This window comes from Caballeronia sp. LZ043 (assembly GCF_031451075.1).
In the GTDB taxonomy this organism is placed as follows: domain Bacteria; phylum Pseudomonadota; class Gammaproteobacteria; order Burkholderiales; family Burkholderiaceae; genus Caballeronia.
The window spans coordinates 209,859-226,759 of record NZ_JARUXT010000001.1 but is presented as its reverse complement, the minus strand read 5'-3'; the positions used below and the strand labels follow the sequence as shown (position 1 = coordinate 226,759).

Below are 16,901 nucleotides of genomic sequence, written 5' to 3'. Positions count from 1 at the left end.
TTAGCGACCGCGTTACAATCGACCGAAACATCGTCTGGAATTCCATGAACCCGTTCGTCATGAAGCTGTTTGCGAAGCGTCAGGCCGGCTTGGCGCATTCGTTCGCCATGCCCATGTCGCGCATCGCCGGCGCCGTCGCGCTTGCGATGTCGGCGCTTGCGTTCACGCCCGTACACGCTCAGGAACCCAATGCTTCACCCGTTCCAGGCGCAACCTCCGCTCCAAGCAGCGACGACCAGGCCGACGCGCAGAACGCCGCCGAACTGCTCACCGCGCCGGTCAGCGGCAGTGAAACGCAGGACCTGCCGAACGTATCGATGTCCAGCCAGATCGTCTTCCAGGTTCTGGCCGCGGAAGTCGCCCTGCAGCGCGGTCAGCCCGCGCCCGCATTCCAGACCTATCTCGCGCTGGCCCGCGACACGCACGATCCGCGTTTCGCGCAGCGCGCGACCGAGATCGCCATCGCCGCCCAGAGCCCGAACGACGCGCTCACATCGGCACAACTCTGGCAGCAGTTCGCGCCGCATTCGGAGCGCGCGTCGCAACTGAGCGCGTCGCTGCAGATCGTCGCCGGCAAGCCGGAAGACGCGAAGCCCACGCTCGAGCGCGAACTCGCGAAAGTGGCGCCCGCGCAGCGCGGCGAAGCGCTGTTGTCGTTGCAGGCGCTGCTGGCGCGCGGGCCGAATCGGGTGGGCGGTTTGAATGTCCTGAAGGACCTGACCGCCAACGACCAGGACCGGCCCGAAGCGCAACTCGCGCTTGCACGCCAGCAACTGCTCGCCGACGATCAGCCGGGCGCGAAGGCGTCGCTCGAAAAAGCGCTGCAGCTCAAGCCGGACTATCTGCCGGCCGCGCTGACGCTGGCGCGCATGGGTCCGCAGGAACGTCAGGAAGGGATCGCGTCGTTCGAGAAGTACGTCGACAAGAACCCGAAGTCGCATGATGCACGGCTTGCGCTGGCGCAGCTGTATCTGTCGGCCGACCGGCTCGACGACGCGCAGAAGCAGTTCGAGATCATGCGCAAGAACGACGCGAAGGATCTGACGCCGCTGATGGCGCTCGCGCTGATCAACATCCAGAAGAAGCAGTTCGACAAGGCGCAGGATTACCTGAACCAGTACGCGAAGGCCGCGGAGAACACGCCCGGCGCGGACCCGGGACAGGCGTACATCTACCTGGCGCAGATGGCGCTGGAACAGAAGAACGACGACGTCGCGAGCCAGTGGCTCGACCGCATTCCGCGCACGAGCCAGCAATACCTGCCCGCGCAGATCACGCGCGCGCAGATCCTCGCGAAGCAGGGCAAGGTCGATGAAGCGCGTGCGCTGCTCGGCAACCTCCAGAGCTCCGACCCGCGCGACCTCGCGTTGCTCGCGCGCACGGACTCGGCCATTCTGTTCGAGGCGCATCGCTATCCGGAAGCGGAAGATAACCTCGCGAAGGCTGTCGCGGCCTTTCCCGATGATCCCGATCTCATCTACGACTACGCAATGGCCGCCGAGAAGAACGGCCACTACGACGTGATGGAAACGCAGTTGCGCACGCTGATGCGCACGCAGCCGAACAATCCGCAGGCCTACAACGCGCTCGGTTATTCGCTGGTCGATCGCAACCAGCGGCTCGACGAAGCCGTGAAGCTGATCGAGAAAGCGGTCGCGCTCGCGCCGAACGACGCCTTCATCATGGACAGCCTCGGCTGGGCGCGCTTCCGTCAGGGCAATGCGGCGGAAGCGGAAAAGATCCTGTCGAGCGCGTACAAGATTCAGCCGAACGCGGAGATCGGCGCGCATCTGGGCGAAGTCCAGTGGAAGTCCGGGCAGCAGGACGAGGCGCGCGCCACGTGGCGCCAGGCGCAAAAACTCGAACCGGACAACGACACGCTCGTCAAAACGCTCAAACGACTCCAGGTAAACGATCTTTGATGGCATTCGACTTTCTCGCCGGCGCATCCCTTCGACGCGGTGCGCTCGGCCTCGCAACCGTACTCGCGATGTCCGGTTGCGCGCTCCAGCCGCGGCTTCCCACGACCTCCAACGCCAGCACGTCCCTCTCGACGCAGACGAGCCGTGAGTACCACGGCCGCTTCTCGGTGCAGTACAACGACCAGAACGGCGTGCAGCGCAACGCGTATGGCAACTTCGACTGGCAGGAAACCGGCGACACCGTCACGCTGCAACTGCGCAATCCGCTCGGCCAGACGATGGCGATCGTGACGTCGTCACCGTCGCTCGCCACGCTCGAACTGCCGAACCGGCAGCCCGCCAGCGCCGACAACGTGTCGCAGCTCATGCAGAACACGCTTGGCTTCGCGCTGCCGGTGGAAGGTCTGCGCTACTGGCTGCAGCCGTCGGCCGCGCCCACTTCCCGCGCGCAGACCACGCTGGATCCCGAGGCGAACAACGGCCGTCCGAAGGAGATCAAGCAGGACGGCTGGACGATCGACTATCTGGCCTATGCCGACGCGCCCGCCACCGGCGTCAAGCGCGTGAATCTCTCGCGCAGCGAACCGCCGCTCGACATCAAGCTGGTGCTCGACCAGTAACGTTTCCGCACCTTGTTTGAATACACCGCATGTCCGTAACCCACGATTCGCTCCGTGACTGTCTCGCGCCGGCAAAGCTGAACCTCTTCCTGCACATCACGGGACGCCGTCCGGACGGCTATCACTCGTTGCAGACGGTTTTCCAGCTGCTCGACTGGGGCGATCGCCTGCACTTCACGCGGCGCGATGACGGCGTCATCCGCCGCAAGACGGACGTGCCGGGAGTCGCGGAATCCGACGACCTCGTGGTGCGCGCCGCCCGCCTGCTCCAGCAGCACACAGGCGTGCAGCATGGCGTGGACATCGAGATCGACAAGCGACTGCCGATGGGCGCGGGCCTCGGCGGAGGCAGTTCCGACGCGGCCACGACTCTTTTGGCGTTAAATCGTCTCTGGGGTGTTGATCTTTCGCGTGAGATTCTGCAGAATCTCGGCCTGCAACTCGGCGCGGACGTGCCGTTTTTTGTCTTCGGGCAAAATGCTTTCGCAGAAGGAGTGGGCGAAGCGCTGCAAGCAGTAAAACTGCCGCAACGTTTCTTCCTGGTGGTGAATCCTGCTGTCCACGTCCCAACCGCGGCGATTTTCTCCGAAAAAAGCTTGACACGGGATACGAAAGTCGCCACAATGATGGACTTTCTTGCACAGCAAAGGTCAGACACTAACTGGCCAGACAGCTTCGGTCGAAATGACATGCAGGCTGTAGTTGCAGAAAAGTACGCGGAAGTTGCGCAAGTGCTCGAGTGGTTTTCCAGTCTCGCGCCAGCGCGAATGACCGGATCTGGAGCAAGCGTTTTTGCCGCTTTCCCCAGCCGAGCCGAAGCAGAAATGGCGCAAGTCAAACTGCCGGCAAGCTGGAAGAGTGTGGTAACGGCAAGTCTGGATTCTCATCCTCTCTTCGCTTTCGCGTCATAAGGTTTTGTTTTGCCGGGCATGTCCTACACTTCTCGGCGAAACTCAAAGTTAGTGTAGGGGAGTCGCCAAGTTGGTCAAGGCACCGGATTTTGATTCCGGCATGCGAGGGTTCGAGTCCTTCCTCCCCTGCCATTCTTTTTCTCGCGTTTTTCCTCTCGCCCCCAGCCGCAGACAGGTGCACGATGAGCAGTGACGGCCTGATGGTTTTTACTGGCAACGCCAATCCCGCGCTTGCACAGGAAGTCGTCAAAATCCTTGGAATCCCACTTGGCAAAGCGATGGTCAGCCGTTTCTCCGACGGCGAGATCATGGTCGAGATTCAGGAAAACGTTCGGGGCAAGGACGTGTTCGTGCTGCAGTCCACCTGCGCTCCCACGAACGACAATCTGATGGAACTGATGATCATGGTCGATGCGCTCAAGCGCGCATCCGCCGGCCGGATCACCGCAGCCATCCCCTACTTCGGCTATGCACGCCAGGACCGCCGTCCGCGTTCGGCGCGCGTGGCCATCTCGGCAAAGGTCGTCGCGAACATGCTGGAAATTGCCGGCGTCGATCGCGTGATCACCATGGACCTTCACGCCGACCAGATTCAAGGTTTCTTCGACATCCCCGTCGACAACATCTACGCCACGCCCGTACTGCTCGGCGACCTGCGCAAGCAGAATCATGACCATCTGCTGGTCGTGTCGCCGGACGTCGGCGGTGTGGTGCGCGCGCGTGCGCTCGCGAAGCAGTTGAACACGGATCTGGCGATCATCGACAAACGTCGTCCGAAAGCGAATGTCGCCGAAGTGATGAACATCATCGGTGAAGTCGAAGGCCGTACCTGCGTCATCATGGACGACATGGTCGACACCGCCGGCACGCTGTGCAAGGCCGCGCAAGTGCTGAAGCAGCGCGGCGCCAAGCAGGTGTTCGCCTACGCCACCCACCCGGTCCTGTCGGGCGGCGCGGCGGCGCGCATCACGGCGTCGGAACTGGATGAACTCGTCGTGACGGATACCATTCCGCTCTCGGCCGAATCCCTGGCGTGCGCGAAGATCCGCCCGCTGTCGAGCGCAGGCCTGCTCGCGGAGACGTTCTCCCGCATCCGGCGCGGCGACTCGGTGATCTCGCTGTTCGCCGAAGGTTAAGCAGAATTGGCGAAAAGACGCGAAACCCTCAGGCTTCGCGTCTTTTTGCATGATCGATGCGAACGTACGAAGGTTCGCATCGCTTGTTGTGGGATCACACCTTTTCGATGATCCCGGTTTCCCTGCTTGGTCGCGGGCAGATAGAGGAGTCAAACATGAAAGTCGTCGCTTTCGAGCGTAGCAAGCAAGGTACGGGTGCGAGCCGCCGCCTGCGCAACTCGGGCAAGACCCCGGGTATCGTGTACGGTGGTGCTGCGGACGTTCAACTGGTCGAACTCGATCACAACGCCCTGTGGCATGCCCTGAAGAAAGAAGTGTTCCATTCGTCGATCCTGGAACTGGAAGTGGCCGGCAAGTCGCAACAGGTTCTCCTGCGCGACGTGCAATACCACCCGTTCAAGCAGTACGTGCTGCACGTGGACTTCCAACGCGTTGATGCGAACAAGAAGTTGCACACCAAGGTGCCGCTGCACTTCATGAACCAGGAAACCAACCCGGCCGTGAAGCTGTCGGGCGCGGTGATCAGCCACGTCGTGACGGAACTGGAAGTGGAATGCCTGCCGGCAGACCTGCCTGAGTTCCTGGAAATCGATCTGGCCAAGATCGAAGCCGGCCAGACGATGCACGCCAAGGACATCGCGCTGCCGAAGGGCGTGAGCCTGACGATCGCCGTCGACGCAGAAAACCCGGTGGTGGCTTCGGCGACCATTCCGGCTGCCGTCGTGTCGGAAGAGTCTGGCGAAGCAGCTCAAGGCGAAACGCCGGCTGCCGAATAAGCGTCTTTATCGCTATCCTCTCGATCCGTCCGCAAGGGCGGTCGACGTGACCCGCCGGTGCGCAAGCCCGGCGGGTTTTTTTTGGCTTCTGACCGAGCGGGCCTTCGGGCTTGCGCTGATTCGACATGATCAAGCTGATCGTCGGCCTGGGCAATCCAGGCGCCGAATACACCGCGACGCGGCATAACGCGGGCTTCTGGTTCGTCGACCAACTGGCACGCGACGCCGGCGCCACGCTGCGCGACGAACGCCGCTTCCACGGTTTCTACGGCAAGGGACGCCTGCACGGCCACGAAGTGCATCTGCTGGAACCGCAGACCTTCATGAACCGCTCGGGGCAATCGGTGGTCGCGCTCGCGCAGTTCTTCAAGATCCTGCCCGATGACATCCTCGTCGCGCACGACGAACTCGACCTGCCGCCCGGCACCGTCAAGATGAAGCTCGGCGGCGGCAGCGGCGGCCACAACGGCCTCAAGGACATCTCCGCGCATCTGTCGTCGCAGCAGTACTGGCGCTTGCGGATCGGCATCGGGCATCCGCGCGATCTGATTCCCGAAGGCGCGCGCGCGGGCGCGAAGCCCGATGTCGCGAACTTCGTGCTGAAGCCGCCGCGACGCGAAGAGCAGGACGTGATCGATCAGTCGATCGAGCGCGCGCTCGCCGTGATGCCTTTCGTCGTCGCCGGGGAAGCCGGGCGCGCGATGATGAACCTGCACCGTAACCCCTGACTGGAGCCGACCGTGAGCCGTTTCTGGAGCGACATCGTTCATCGACTGACGCCGTATGTGCCGGGCGAACAGCCCGCGCTGGCGCATCCCGTCAAGCTGAATACCAACGAGAATCCCTATCCGCCGTCGCCGCGCGTGCTTGAGGCGATTCGCCGCGAACTCGGCGAGGACGGCGCGTCGTTGCGCAAGTATCCCGATCCGACCGCGCGCGCGCTGCGTGAAACCGTCGCGCGGCATCATGGTCTGCGCGTCGAGCAGGTGTTCGTCGGCAATGGTTCGGACGAAGTGCTGGCGCATGCGTTCCAGGCGCTGTTGAAGCATGAGCGGCCGATCGCCTTCCCCGATATCACCTACAGCTTCTATCCGGTGTATGCGCAGCTGTACGGCGTCGAGTACCGGACGGTTCCGCTGAACGCGGACTTCGCCATCGACGTGGACGATTACCGTGCGCCGAGCGGCGGCGTGCTGCTGCCGAATCCGAACGCCCCGACCGGCCGCGCCTTGCCGCTGTCCGAGATCGAGGTGCTGCTGAAGGCGAATCCGGACGCACCGGTGATCGTCGATGAAGCGTATGTGGATTTCGGCGCGGAATCGGCCGTGAGCCTGATCGACGCCTATCCGAACCTGCTGGTCGTGCAGACGACGTCGAAGGCGCGCTCGCTGGCCGGCATGCGCGTGGGCTTTGCATTCGGCGATGCGGCGTTGATCGAAGCGCTGACGCGCGTGAAGGACAGCTTCAACTCGTATCCGCTCGACCGGCTTGCACAAGTCGCGGCGCAGGCCTCCTACGAGGATCCGTCGTGGTTCGAACAATGTTGCGCGAAGGTCGTGGCGAGCCGTGAAACGCTCGTGGCTCAGCTACAGGAACTGGGTTTCGGCGTGCTGCCGTCGGCTGCGAATTTCGTGTTCGCGAAGCATCCCGCGCACGACGCCGCAACGCTCGCCGCCGCGCTCAAGACTCGCGAGATCTTCGTGCGTCACTTCAGGCTGCCGCGCATCGACCAGCATCTGCGGATCTCGATCGGCACGCCGGCTGAATGCGCTGCGCTCGTCGCGGCCTTGAACGAAGTGATGGGCTGAACGTGGAGGAAGGGCTTATTCGCCCTTCGCCGCCATCAACGCGCGGTATTTGACGAGCAACTGTTCCGGCGTTTCCACATGCGCCGGATCGCGCGGAATGCATTCGACGGGACAGACCTGCTGGCACTGCGGCTCGTCATAGTGGCCGACGCACTCCGTGCATTTGTTCGGGTCGATCACGTAGATCTCGGGACCCATCGAAATGGCGTCGTTCGGGCACTCGGGCTCGCAAACGTCGCAGTTGATGCACTCGTCGGTGATGATCAAAGACATGCTTCACTCTCTTGCGCCGGTTCTCGCACCGGCATGAAACCCGCGCGCCCGGTCATCCGGGTGGCGGGTCCGGCGCTTCAGGGCGCCGCGGAATCCTTCTGAGACAGGATAACCACTTTATCGGTCAGCCGCTTTTCCACGGACGGGAACACGAACTTGCTGACATCGCCGCCCAGCTGCGCAATCTCGCGCACGATCGTCCCCGAGATGAACTGGTACTGATCCGACGGCGTCATGAACATCGTCTCGACATCGGGCAGCAGGTAGCGGTTCATGCCGGCCATCTGGAATTCGTATTCGAAGTCCGACACGGCGCGCAGGCCGCGCACGATGACGCGCGCGTTGTTCTTGCGCACGAAGTCCTTCAGCAAGCCGGTGAAGCTGCTCACCTGCACGTTGGGATAGTGACCGAGCACGTCGTGCGCGATATCCAGCCTTTCCTGCAGCGAGAAAAACGGCTTCTTCGCCCGGCTGTCCGCCACGCCCACGACGAGCTGATCAAAGATGCTCGATGCGCGCCGGACGATGTCCTCATGCCCGCGAGTCAGCGGGTCGAACGTTCCCGGATACACGGCGACAACCATGGGCTTCTCCTCTTCCAATTGACCTTGGGCCGCGTCTTTGCGACGACCTGTTCTGCTTCACGTCCCGCATCACCGGCTGCGCCAGTCTGGGGAACGCGCATTATTCCTCATTTTGGCGGCGCAGCAAATGATAGCGGACCGCACCCGCCTTGCCGTCACGCACCACCGACCAGCCGGCCAGCGCTTCGATCTGCGACACGTCCAGCAGATCGCCGCATTCGACGTAAAGCGCGCCATCGGCATTGACGAGCGGCGCCGCCAGTTCGAGCGCGCGCAAGAGCAGCGCCTGATCGCCGAATGGCGGATCCAGGAAGACGACGTCGAAGCTGCCGGGCGCGAGGCTCGCGGCCAGGCGCAGCGCATCGGCTTCGGCGATCTCGATGTTGCGTGCGCCGAGTTTCGCCTGGTTCGCGCGCATTTGGGCAGCGGCCTTGGCGTTGCGCTCGACCATCAGCACGCGCGCGGCGCCGCGCGACGCCGCTTCGAAGCCGAGCGCGCCGCTGCCGGCAAACAGATCGAGACAGTGCTGTCCGCTCATGTCCTGGCCGAGCCAGTTGAAGAGCGTCTCGCGCACGCGATCGGGCGTGGGACGCAGGCCGTCGAGATCGAGCACCGGCAGCGGCGTGCGCTTCCAGTCGCCGCCGATGATGCGGATGGTGTGAGGTTTGCCACCGCGCGAGGGCGTATGGCTGGGCAGAACGGAGCGGGTAGCTGGGGAGCGAGGCATGAGGCAACGGGATTCGATTCCGGGCGCGCAGTTTTCGTCTGGATTGCGATTGTTCGCGATTGGTTTTCGTGCGCATCGAGCGCCCACGTTACCACAGCGGCCCGCAGTGCCGCGAACCGTGCGCTTGCGCCCCGGAAAGGGCTCCGCGCGCCTGATAAAATACGCGGCTTCCATTCCTTCGCGCGGGCTTGCCGGCGAGGCGCCCGGCGGGCGCACGCGACAGGCCGACGGATGACGCGCGCATCATCGCCACACACCCATGTTCAGCTTCTTCAAGAAATTCAAAAAGCCGGCTGACGAGCCGCTCGACACGCCCGAGGACTTGTCGCCCGAGGCGTCCGGCGAGGAAGAAGTGTCTGACGCCGAGCTCGAACGGCAAGCGCTCGCGGCGGAAGAAGCGGCACAGGATGAGCCTGCTGCGGCACCAGCGCCTGTTACTGCGCCCGCGCCTGCGCCTGCACCTACGCCCGCACCTGCACCTGTCCCGTCAGCGCACGCCGAAGACGCAAAACCCTACTGGCAAGGCCGCACGCAGTCGCAATGGTCGCGCGGCCCGGAAACGGATCAGGCGAGCGAGGAAATCGTCCCGCCGCCCGATGCCGACCCCGCCGCGAAGAAGTCCTGGCTCTCGCGCCTGCGTCACGGCCTGTCGAAGACGAGCTCCAACCTGACGGGCATCTTCGTCAGCGCGAAGATCGACGAGGATCTGTACGAAGAACTCGAGACCGCGCTGCTGATGTCCGATGCCGGCATCGACGCCACCGAATTCCTGCTCGAATCCCTGCGCGAGAAAGTGCGCTCGGAACGTCTGACCGAGGCGTCGCAGGTCAAGGCTGCCCTGCGCGAATTGCTGATCGATCTGCTGCGTCCGCTCGAAAAATCGCTGATGCTCGGCCGCGCACAGCCGCTGGTGATGATGATCGCGGGCGTGAACGGCGTCGGCAAGACGACGAGTATCGGCAAGCTGGCGAAGCATCTGCAGCGCTTCAACCAGTCCGTGCTGCTGGCCGCCGGCGACACCTTCCGCGCCGCCGCGCGCGAGCAGCTGATGGTCTGGGGCGAACGCAACAACGTGACCGTGATCGCGCAGGAAAGCGGCGATGCCGCCGCGGTGATCTTCGACGCGGTCGGTGCGGCGCGCGCCCGCAAGATCGACGTCATGATGGCCGACACCGCCGGACGCCTGCCCACGCAATTGCACTTGATGGAAGAGCTGCGCAAGGTGCGCCGCGTGATCGCGAAGGCCATGCCCGATGCGCCGCACGAAGTGCTGCTCGTGATCGATGCCAACACCGGCCAGAACGCGCTCGCGCAAGTGAAGGCGTTCGACGACGCGCTCGGCCTCACCGGCCTGATCGTCACGAAACTGGATGGCACGGCGAAGGGCGGCATCATCGCGGCCATCGCGCGGCAGCGGCCCATTCCGGTTTATTTCATCGGCGTGGGCGAGAAGGTCGAGGATCTGCAGCCGTTCAGCGCGGAGGAATTCGCGGACGCATTGCTGGGTTGAATCCGGGGTCTGCGGAAAGAACTAGGGCGTTCGATGCGAACGCCCTTTTTTCATCGGGCGATTCATCGTGCGAGAAGCAGCGACGCCGCGATCCACCACATTACACAGCCCACGATCACGTCCAGCACGCGCCAAGAGACGTCCTTCTCGAACCATGGCTCCAGCAAGCGCGCGCCATAGCCGAGCGCGGTGAACCAGACAATCGACGAACACATGGCGCCCGCCGCGAACCATGCATTGCCGGGCCAGCCGCGCTGCGCGCCGATGCCGCCCAGCAGCACGACGGTGTCGAGATAAACGTGTGGATTGAGCAGCGACAGCGCGAGCACCGTCGACGCCGCGCCGAGCGCCGTCTGCGTTTCGCCGTCCGCGGCATGCAGATGTCCGGGCCCGCGCCAGGCCGCGAGGAACGCGCGCACGCCGTACAGGAACACGAAGATCGCGCCCGCCCAGCGGATCACGTCGAGCAGCACGGGCGCCCGCGAAATGAGCGCGCCCATGCCGCCGACGCCCAGCGCGATCAGCAGCACATCGATCGCCGCGCAGATCGTCACGACGACGCCGACATGCCTGCGCTTCAGCCCTTGCCACAGCACGAAGGCATTCTGAGCGCCGATCGCCATGATGAGGCTCGCGCCGAGTCCCGCGCCCGACAGGAATCCTGGCAACGCCCCGGCCGAAACCGCCGCCGTCATTCGGCGTCTGGCTGCTGCGCCGGCGCGGCCCGGGCGAAGGCATCCAGCGTGCCCGCGTGATCCGCGATGCGCTCGATGGTCGGATAACGGCTCACGTCGATCCCGAAACGCCGCGCATTGAACACCTGCGGCACGAGGCAGAGATCGGCAACGGTGGGCGTGTCGCCGAAGGTCAGCGCGCCGACGCGCCGGTCCGCAGCGAGGCGCTGTTCCAACGATGCGAAGCCGGTTTCCACCCAGTGCCTGTACCACGCATCCTTCGATTCGTCGGGCACCTTGACCTGGTGTTTCAGGTACTTGAGCACGCGCAGATTGTCGAGCGGATGGATTTCGCACGCGACCTGCAGCGCCACTGAACGCACGAACGCGCGATCGGCGGGATGCTTCGGCAGCAGCGGCGGCTCCGGATGCGTCTCCTCCAGATATTCGATGATCGCGAGCGATTGCGTGAGCGTGTCGTCGCCATCGACCAGCGCCGGCACGATGCCGTCCGGATTCACCGCGCGATAGTCGGCCTTGAGCTGTTCGCCGCCGTCGCGCAGCAGATGGATGGCGGCGTACTCGTAGTCGAGCCCCTTGAGGTTCAGCGCGATGCGCACGCGATACGCCGCCGAACTGCGGAAATAGCTGTAGAGCTTCATGGCCGCGGGCTCAGACCACACGCACCGAAAATTCACCGATGCCGTCCACGCCGCCCTTCATCAAGTCGCCCTTCACGACCGCGCCGACGCCCTCGGGCGTGCCGGTGAAGATGAGATCGCCGGGGAACAGTTCGAACAGGGTCGACAGGTAGGCCACCGTCTCGCCCACCGACCAGATCAGTTGAGAGATATCCGAGCGCTGCTTTTCCTCGCCGTTGACGGTCAGCCAGATCGCGCTCTTTTCGAGGTGCCCGACCTTCGACACCGGGTGAATGGGGCCGATCGGCGCGGAGTGGTCGAAGCCCTTCGCGGTGTCCCACGGACGGCCGAGCTTCTTGGCTTCGGCCTGCAGGTCGCGGCGCGTCATGTCGAGGCCGAGCGCGTAGCCGTAGACGTAATCGAGCCCGCGTTCGGCGGGAATGTCCTTGCCCTGCTTGCCGATCGCCGCGACCAGTTCCATCTCGAAATGCAGGTTCCTGGTCTGTGACGGATAGGGCAACTCGCCGGTAGCGCCGGGCGCGACATTCAGCACGGCGTCGGCCGGCTTGCTGAAGAAGAACGGCGGCTCGCGATCCGGGTCGTGACCCATTTCACGCGCATGGGCCTCGTAGTTGCGTCCGACGCAGTAGATGCGGCGCACGGGAAACTGCTCGTTCGAACCGTCGACGGGCACGGCCGCGGCCGACGCCGGAGGAAACACATAAGTCATCCCGCTCTCCTGGTGCTGATTCTGGATTGGCAAAGCTTGAACGCGCGGTTCGGCCGCACGCTGCGTGAGAAGAAGGAGTTTAACGTGCCCGCGCAACTCGTGGCGAGGCCGGTGCGCCTTGTGCGGCGCGGCTTTCAGAGCTTTCGGCGCGCTGGCGCGACGCGTGCCGGATCAGGATGGCGGCAAGCCGTCAGACGAATGGCACGTCTGACAGAAGGCTGGCGCAACTTGCGTACGCCCGCCAAATGCGGTACTGAATGTTATTCCTGCACCCTGAAAATGCGCGGCGGCATCGCTCACAAAGACGCATCCGAACACCCACGTGAGCGCCCGGCCCGCGCCCCTCTCCAATGACCGACTCTGCTCTTCCCGTCTTCCCCTGCGCACGCTATATCAAGGAAATCGGCCGTGGACCGAACGGCGCGCGCGCCCTCTCGCACGACGACACCTACGCACTCTACGAAGCCATGCTCGACGAGCGCGTGCCCGAGCTCGAACTCGGCGCCGTGCTGCTCGCGTATCGCGTGAAAGGCGAAACGTCCGCCGAACTGAATGCCATGCTGGCGGCCGCGCATCGGTCGTTCGAGCCCTTGCACGTCCAGGATGGCCGCGAACACGCGCGGCCGGTTTCCATCCCGAGCTACAACGGCGCGCGCAAGACCCCGAATCTCGTGCCGCTGCTGTCGCACTTGCTGGCGCGCGAGGGCGTGCCCGTACTGGTGCACGGCGTCAGCGACGATCCTGGCCGCATCACCAGCGCCGAAATCTTTGCTGAACTGGGCATCGCGCATGCCGCTTCGCACGACGAAATCGAAGACAGTCTCGCCTCGCGCCGCCTGGCGTTCGCGCCCATTAACGTGCTCGCGCCGAAGCTCGCGCGGCTGCTGGCGCTGCGGCGCCGGATGGGCGTGCGCAATTCGACCCATACGCTCGTCAAGATTCTCCAGCCGTTCGCGGAACCGGGGCTGAGACTCGTCAACTACACGCATCCGGAATATCGCGACAGCCTTACCGGCCTGTTCACCGCGCATCCGGAAGCCGCGGCGGGCGGTGCGCTGCTGGCGCGCGGCACGGAAGGCGAGGCGGTCGCGGACACGCGCCGTCAGGTCCAGGTGGACTGGTTCCACGACGGCCGCGTCGAAACGCTGCTCTCCCCGGAGCATTCGCAGGCGCACGCGCCGCATGTGGATCTGCCCGAAGCGCTGGACGCGGCGACCACCGCGCGCTGGACCGAATGCGTGCTGCGCGGCGATATTCCGGTGCCGCCGGCGGTCGCTCGGCAGGTGGAAGTGATCAGCGACGTGGTGCGCCGGACCGCCTGAGCGGCCAGGCTTCATCGGGATCGCCATTTGACACGGTATTCAACGGTGGTTTAAAGTCGAGCGCATGAGCTTCACCCCGAACACCTCCCTCCGAATTATTTCGGGCCGCCTAGCGCGGCCCCTATCGCTACGTCTAGCGTAAGTCGCCAGACGTAGCGCCGTGCGTCGCAAGGCGCCCGGTCCTCCGCCCGTTTTTCGCCGTTCCCGCAGTTCCTTTGTCACCACCTGTAGTCGTCAGTGTTTCGTTCGCGCATCCCGCGAAACGGAAACGCGAGGGTCACATGCACGCTGCTTCGCGCACGTTCACGTTGGTCGCAAGCGTCACCATCGCTGGTGATCCACGCGAACGCGCGCGCCGCCCGGTTTCTCGTGCATCCCGCCGTGCCCGGCCAGCCGCCGGTGCCGGCCGCTCTCGCAGGCGCTACGCAAACCGTCCGAAAAGAGGTCGACGATCATGATGCCGAGCCCCGCCGAGAAATACCGCCCGTTCCCGCAAGTCCGCCTCAATGGCCGCCGCTGGCCCAATCGCACGATCGAACGCGCGCCCATCTGGATGAGCACCGACCTGCGCGACGGCAACCAGTCGCTGATCGAGCCGATGAGCATCGCCGCCAAGCTCGAATTCTTCGAGATGCTGGTGAAGATCGGGTTCAAGGAAATCGAAGTGGGGTTCCCTTCGGCATCGCAGACGGATTTCGATTTCGTCCGCAAGCTGATCGACGAAAAACGCATTCCGGACGACGTCACCATCGAAGTGCTCGTGCAGTCGCGGCGTGAACTCATCGAACGGACGTTCGAGGCGGTCGAAGGCGCGAGCAAGGTGATCGTGCATCTCTATAACGCGATCGCGCCGTCGTTCCGCAAGATCGTGTTCAACCAGTCGAAGGACGAGGTGAAGGCGCTGGCGGTCGAAGGCACGCGCATGATCAAGGAATGCGCGGCCACCCGGCCGGGCACGCACTGGACCTATCAGTACTCGCCCGAAACCTTCAGCATGACCGAGCTGCCGTTCGCGCGCGAGGTGTGCGACGCCGTCGCGCAGATGTGGCGGCCGACGCCCGATCACAAGATGATCGTGAACCTGCCTGCCACGGTCGAAGCCGCCTCGCCCAACGTCTTCGCCGACCAGATCGAATGGATGGACCGCAACATGGGCTTCCGCGACAGCATCGTGTTGTCGGTGCATCCGCACAACGATCGCGGCACGGCGGTCGCCGCCGCGGAACTTGCGGTGCTGGCGGGCGCGGACCGCGTCGAAGGCTGCCTGTTCGGCAACGGCGAGCGAACCGGCAACGTCGATCTCGTGACGCTCGCGCTCAATCTCTACACGCAAGGAATCGATCCGGGCCTCGATTTCTCGGACATCGACGCCGTGCGCCGGCTGATCGAACGCTGCAACCAGATTCCGGTGCATCCGCGTCATCCGTATGCCGGCGACCTCGTGTTCACCGCGTTTTCGGGTTCGCATCAGGACGCCATCCGCAAGGGCTTCGCGCAGCGCGAGCCGGGCACCGTCTGGGAAATTCCCTATCTGCCGATCGATCCCGCCGATCTCGGCCGCAGCTACGACGCCGTGATTCGCGTCAACAGCCAGTCCGGCAAGGGCGGCGCGACCTATCTGCTCGAACGCGGCCTCGGTTTTACGCCGCCGCGCCGCGTGCAGATCGAATTCAGCCACGCCGTGCAGCAGGTCACCGATGCCTCGGGCGCGGAAATCGGCGGCGAGGCGATCTGCGAACTCTTCAAGCGCGAGTATTTCGACGCGGGCGGGCCGGTGTCGCGCGTGGACGCAGCGACGTTGTCGGTGTTCGGCAAGCGCGTCACGGTGCCGGGCGCGGCGAGCGCCTCGAATGCGGCGAGCGGCGATGCATGGGCGCGGACGGTCGCGTCGGTGCTGGGCATCGAGGCCAGCGTCAACTGGCTTGAAACGGCCGTGACGGCGGGCGGCGATACGGCGGCGTTCGTCGGCTGCCGGGTCGGCGACGGGCAGACGCGCTTCGGCGTCGCGGTGCATGCGAATCCGGCGCTGGCGGTCGCCGATGCGGTCGTGAGCGCGGTGAACCGCTCGAAGCGCGTCGGACAGGTGGAACGGCAGGACGAGACGGTGGAGACGGCGTAACGCCGGGTGGAGGGGGCGGCGCGCAGCTATTCGAGTGCAACGCGCGTTGCCTGCAGCGCCAGCAGCTGCCACTGCCCTTCGCTCTGGACGTGGACCGCGGTGTAGGCGATGGGAAACAGCAGCGCGCCGTTCTTCGATTCCATTTCGATCAGCGCCCGCCCCGACACCAGGCAGGTGTCGCGGCCTGCTGCGAAGACGTCCTGCGACTGGATCTCGATCTGCCGATACCGCCGCCGGCCCGCGGTGATCGCGTCGATGAACTGGCGCTTGGTTTCGCGCTTGCCGTTGGTGTGGACATAGCAGACGTTCTCGGCCAGCAGCGCGTCGAGCGCCGGGCCGTCGCCTTCGACCATGGCCCGGAAGCGGTCGCGCTCGAGGCCGCGGATGGCCTCAATGGTTTTCGCCGGCATCTGTCGGTCCTCTTGAGTCGAGGAACCGCTGCGCCGGCGCCTCGTCAGAAGTTGTATTGCAGATAGAGCTGGCTGAAATTTATACCAGGATTCGGCTCTTTGATACTGGCGTTCGAGAGATGCTGGAAGCGGAAGCCCGCCTGATAGTTCTGCTTCTCGCCGAAGATCATGCCGACGCCGACCATGTCGGCGAACTGGAACGCGGTGGACACCGTGAAGTCCTGCGTGATCCGCGTGTGCGACAGCAGCCGCACGCCCACGCCCGCCTCGATGAACGGCCGGAAATAGCCCGAGCTCTTCACGAAACGCAGCACCGGCGTCAGACCGAATTCCCAGATGTTCGGGTGCACGGCATTGTCTTCAGTGGTATGCCAGTACGACACGTGGCCCTCCCCGACGACCGTAAAATGGAAGCCGCCGATTTCCCACCAGGTGAGGCCGGGATCCCAGACCAGGCCGAGATCGGCTTTTTTGATGTCGCGATCCGCGACGCCGCCGGCAAACTGCACGCCGAACCGGTCAGCATGCGCGGCAGCCGAGGCCAGGCCGAATGCGGCGCAGACTGCCAGACGGGACAGCGGACTCAGCCAGGAACTCTTTTTTTTATGCATGGGCACCCCATATGCTCCGATGACAGGCGGGTTCACGAGACGACAGTCGTCTGGCGGATTCTAGAGACCTTTTAAAACAATTGCAGGATTTGCTGCTGCCTTACACTTTTCGTTGAATTATCTTTCG

18 protein-coding genes and 1 tRNA gene are annotated in these 16,901 nt (G+C 64.3%); 11 read left to right on the top strand and 8 right to left on the bottom strand.

Annotated features, from left to right (window positions below; translation table 11 throughout):
• Window positions 1–44 precede the first annotated feature (44 nt).
• The 8 genes from QCE64_RS01130 (at window position 45) to hisC (ending at window position 7,173) form a co-directional block, all read left to right on the top strand.
• Window positions 45–1,922, top strand: a complete 1,878-nt coding sequence (locus QCE64_RS01130) for a tetratricopeptide repeat protein (RefSeq protein WP_309913532.1) — start codon at window positions 45–47, stop codon at window positions 1,920–1,922.
• Window positions 1,922–2,542: a lipoprotein insertase outer membrane protein LolB gene (gene lolB, locus QCE64_RS01125; protein ID WP_309913530.1), complete on the top strand. Its 621-nt coding sequence runs from the start codon at window positions 1,922–1,924 to the stop codon at window positions 2,540–2,542. Before QCE64_RS01130 ends, lolB begins: the two co-directional genes overlap by 1 nt.
• 29 nt (window positions 2,543–2,571) lie before the next feature.
• Complete coding sequence (gene ispE / locus QCE64_RS01120) at window positions 2,572–3,453, top strand: 4-(cytidine 5'-diphospho)-2-C-methyl-D-erythritol kinase (protein WP_309929019.1); 882 nt, start codon at window positions 2,572–2,574, stop codon at window positions 3,451–3,453.
• A 55-nt stretch (window positions 3,454–3,508) separates the two neighbouring features.
• Window positions 3,509–3,585, top strand: a tRNA-Gln gene (locus QCE64_RS01115).
• Between the two features lie 50 nt (window positions 3,586–3,635).
• Window positions 3,636–4,589 (top strand): ribose-phosphate pyrophosphokinase, encoded by a 954-nt coding sequence (locus tag QCE64_RS01110; RefSeq protein WP_309807122.1) that lies wholly within the window; start codon window positions 3,636–3,638, stop codon window positions 4,587–4,589.
• Between the two features lie 155 nt (window positions 4,590–4,744).
• Complete coding sequence (locus tag QCE64_RS01105) at window positions 4,745–5,365, top strand: 50S ribosomal protein L25/general stress protein Ctc (RefSeq protein ID WP_309811349.1); 621 nt, start codon at window positions 4,745–4,747, stop codon at window positions 5,363–5,365.
• A 125-nt stretch (window positions 5,366–5,490) separates the two neighbouring features.
• Window positions 5,491–6,093 carry an aminoacyl-tRNA hydrolase gene (gene pth, locus QCE64_RS01100; protein ID WP_310002458.1) on the top strand — a complete coding sequence of 201 codons (603 nt, stop codon included), beginning with the start codon at window positions 5,491–5,493 and terminating at the stop codon, window positions 6,091–6,093.
• Between the two features lie 12 nt (window positions 6,094–6,105).
• Window positions 6,106–7,173, top strand: a complete 1,068-nt coding sequence (gene hisC, locus QCE64_RS01095) for a histidinol-phosphate transaminase (protein ID WP_309929017.1) — start codon at window positions 6,106–6,108, stop codon at window positions 7,171–7,173.
• A 15-nt stretch (window positions 7,174–7,188) separates the two neighbouring features.
• Here the strand turns inward: hisC and QCE64_RS01090 are convergent, their stop codons facing one another.
• The 3 genes from QCE64_RS01090 to rsmD form a co-directional block, all read right to left on the bottom strand.
• Window positions 7,189–7,446 (bottom strand): YfhL family 4Fe-4S dicluster ferredoxin, encoded by a 258-nt coding sequence (locus QCE64_RS01090; protein WP_309807119.1) that lies wholly within the window; start codon window positions 7,444–7,446, stop codon window positions 7,189–7,191.
• Between the two features lie 77 nt (window positions 7,447–7,523).
• Window positions 7,524–8,030, bottom strand: a complete 507-nt coding sequence (gene coaD, locus QCE64_RS01085; protein ID WP_309807118.1) for a pantetheine-phosphate adenylyltransferase — start codon at window positions 8,028–8,030, stop codon at window positions 7,524–7,526.
• A gap of 100 nt (window positions 8,031–8,130) precedes the next feature.
• Entirely contained in the window at window positions 8,131–8,757 is a 627-nt protein-coding gene (gene rsmD / locus QCE64_RS01080; RefSeq protein ID WP_309929015.1) for a 16S rRNA (guanine(966)-N(2))-methyltransferase RsmD, read from the bottom strand.
• Window positions 8,758–9,016: 259 nt separating this feature from the next.
• On the opposite strand from rsmD, the gene ftsY reads away from it, so the two are divergent.
• Complete coding sequence (gene ftsY, locus QCE64_RS01075; RefSeq protein ID WP_309913519.1) at window positions 9,017–10,267, top strand: signal recognition particle-docking protein FtsY; 1,251 nt, start codon at window positions 9,017–9,019, stop codon at window positions 10,265–10,267.
• A 62-nt stretch (window positions 10,268–10,329) separates the two neighbouring features.
• Here the strand turns inward: ftsY and QCE64_RS01070 are convergent, their stop codons facing one another.
• Genes QCE64_RS01070 through QCE64_RS01060 form a run of 3 tightly spaced genes read right to left on the bottom strand, consistent with a single transcriptional unit; the run spans window position 10,330 to window position 12,312 of the window.
• Window positions 10,330–10,962: a LysE/ArgO family amino acid transporter gene (locus QCE64_RS01070; protein ID WP_310002457.1), complete on the bottom strand. Its 633-nt coding sequence runs from the start codon at window positions 10,960–10,962 to the stop codon at window positions 10,330–10,332.
• A complete protein-coding gene (gene maiA / locus QCE64_RS01065; RefSeq protein ID WP_310002456.1) occupies window positions 10,959–11,603 on the bottom strand; it encodes a maleylacetoacetate isomerase in 645 nt (214 codons plus the stop codon). The genes QCE64_RS01070 and maiA overlap by 4 nt, the downstream gene beginning before the upstream one ends.
• Window positions 11,604–11,613: 10 nt before the next feature.
• Window positions 11,614–12,312 (bottom strand): fumarylacetoacetate hydrolase family protein, encoded by a 699-nt coding sequence (locus QCE64_RS01060; RefSeq protein WP_309913513.1) that lies wholly within the window; start codon window positions 12,310–12,312, stop codon window positions 11,614–11,616.
• Window positions 12,313–12,662: 350 nt separating this feature from the next.
• Between QCE64_RS01060 and ybiB the strand changes: the two genes are divergently transcribed.
• Together ybiB and leuA are read left to right on the top strand one after the other, a co-directional pair.
• The gene (ybiB, locus tag QCE64_RS01055) at window positions 12,663–13,634 is read left to right on the top strand and encodes a DNA-binding protein YbiB (protein WP_309913511.1); all 972 of its coding nucleotides are present in this window, start codon (window positions 12,663–12,665) and stop codon (window positions 13,632–13,634) included.
• 454 nt (window positions 13,635–14,088) lie between these two features.
• Complete coding sequence (gene leuA, locus QCE64_RS01050; RefSeq protein ID WP_310002455.1) at window positions 14,089–15,753, top strand: 2-isopropylmalate synthase; 1,665 nt, start codon at window positions 14,089–14,091, stop codon at window positions 15,751–15,753.
• A gap of 26 nt (window positions 15,754–15,779) precedes the next feature.
• Here leuA and QCE64_RS01045 read toward each other — a convergent pair whose 3' ends face one another.
• Both QCE64_RS01045 and QCE64_RS01040 read right to left on the bottom strand, forming a co-directional pair.
• Window positions 15,780–16,163 carry a nuclear transport factor 2 family protein gene (locus QCE64_RS01045; protein ID WP_309807110.1) on the bottom strand — a complete coding sequence of 128 codons (384 nt, stop codon included), beginning with the start codon at window positions 16,161–16,163 and terminating at the stop codon, window positions 15,780–15,782.
• A 44-nt stretch (window positions 16,164–16,207) separates the two neighbouring features.
• The gene (locus QCE64_RS01040; protein WP_309913506.1) at window positions 16,208–16,774 is read right to left on the bottom strand and encodes an acyloxyacyl hydrolase; all 567 of its coding nucleotides are present in this window, start codon (window positions 16,772–16,774) and stop codon (window positions 16,208–16,210) included.
• Between the last annotated feature and the right edge of the window lie 127 nt (window positions 16,775–16,901).